Source organism: Rhizobium sp. 42MFCr.1, assembly GCF_000377185.1.
GTDB classification, from domain to species: domain Bacteria; phylum Pseudomonadota; class Alphaproteobacteria; order Rhizobiales; family Rhizobiaceae; genus Rhizobium; species Rhizobium altiplani.
This window is the reverse complement of sequence record NZ_KB897904.1, coordinates 1-1,197: the sequence shown is the minus strand read 5'-3', so window position 1 is coordinate 1,197 and position 1,197 is coordinate 1. Positions and strand designations below refer to the sequence as shown.

The 1,197-nt window shown below is 53.5% G+C and carries 1 protein-coding gene; it reads left to right on the top strand.

From position 1 onward, the window contains the following. The first annotated feature begins 76 nt into the window (after positions 1–76). On the top strand, positions 77–1,183 hold the full coding sequence (locus C934_RS0131495; protein WP_018857937.1) for a Fic family protein: 1,107 nt from the start codon (positions 77–79) through the stop codon (positions 1,181–1,183). The last annotated feature ends 14 nt before the right edge of the window (positions 1,184–1,197 follow it).

Below are 1,197 nucleotides of genomic sequence, written 5' to 3'. Positions count from 1 at the left end.
GGCTGAGCGATAGCCAAGCTTGCCATAGCTCATCAATACAGATAATCATGAGTTATAGAAGGGTGGTCTATAGCTCATGCAATGGAACTGGCAGAACGCAGATTGGCCGCGTTTCAGGTACGACACTGCAAGCTTGATCCCGTTGGAGCAGAAATTTCTGCAATCCGCCGGCGAGGTCATCGGTGCTGTTCGGCATTTCAATGAGGATGACAGTAGTCAGCTTCGTATTGAACTGCTGAGTGACGAGGCGATCAAAACCTCAGAGATCGAGGGAGAGTTTCTCGACCGGGCAAGCGTCCAATCATCACTCCGCCGACAGTTCGGGCTCAATACAGATGACCGACAGGTTCGCCCCCAAGAGCGGGGGATCGCCGAGATGATGGCGGATGTCTATCGAAACTGGCATCAGCCGCTGCATCATGAGGAGCTGTTCCATTGGCACTCAATGCTGATTGCAGGAAATCGATACATTGAAACGGTGGGCGCTTACCGCCAGCATGCCGACGCCATGCAGATCGTCTCAGGCAGACTGGACAAACCGACAGTACATTTTGAGGCTCCCCCATCTCGCCAAGTTGCCGCTGAGATGGAAGGCTTCACCGCATGGTTCAATCAATTCGGACCAAGCGGTCAAACACCACTTCAGGCTTTAACGCGCGCCTCGGTCGGCCATCTTTACTTTGAAAGCATACATCCATTTGAAGATGGCAACGGCCGCATTGGGCGCGCGCTCGCCGAGAAGTCGCTGGCTCAAAACATAGGGCAGCCCAGCCTGATCTCACTTGCCTTCACAATCGAGAAAAACCGAAAGGCCTATTATTCCGAACTTGAGCGCCACCAGCGCACACTCGATATCACTGGTTGGGTCCTCTTTTTCTCAGAAACGATCCTCGCCGCCCAACAGGCGACGCTTGAGCGCATAGATTTCTTCATTCAGAAAGCAAAATTTTACGATCGGTTTAGAGACCGCCTGAACGAGCGGCAAGAAAAGGTAATCGCGCGAATTTTCAAAGAGGGCATAGCGGGTTTTAAGGGAGGCCTAAGCGCGGAGAACTACATTTCGATTACAGCCACATCCCGCGCCACAGCCACACGCGATCTTCAGCAACTCGTAGAGATCGGTGCCCTTACGCGCACGGGCGAACGTCGGCATACCCGTTACGCGCTGCTGCTGCAGAACTAAATTCGCCGTGTGTG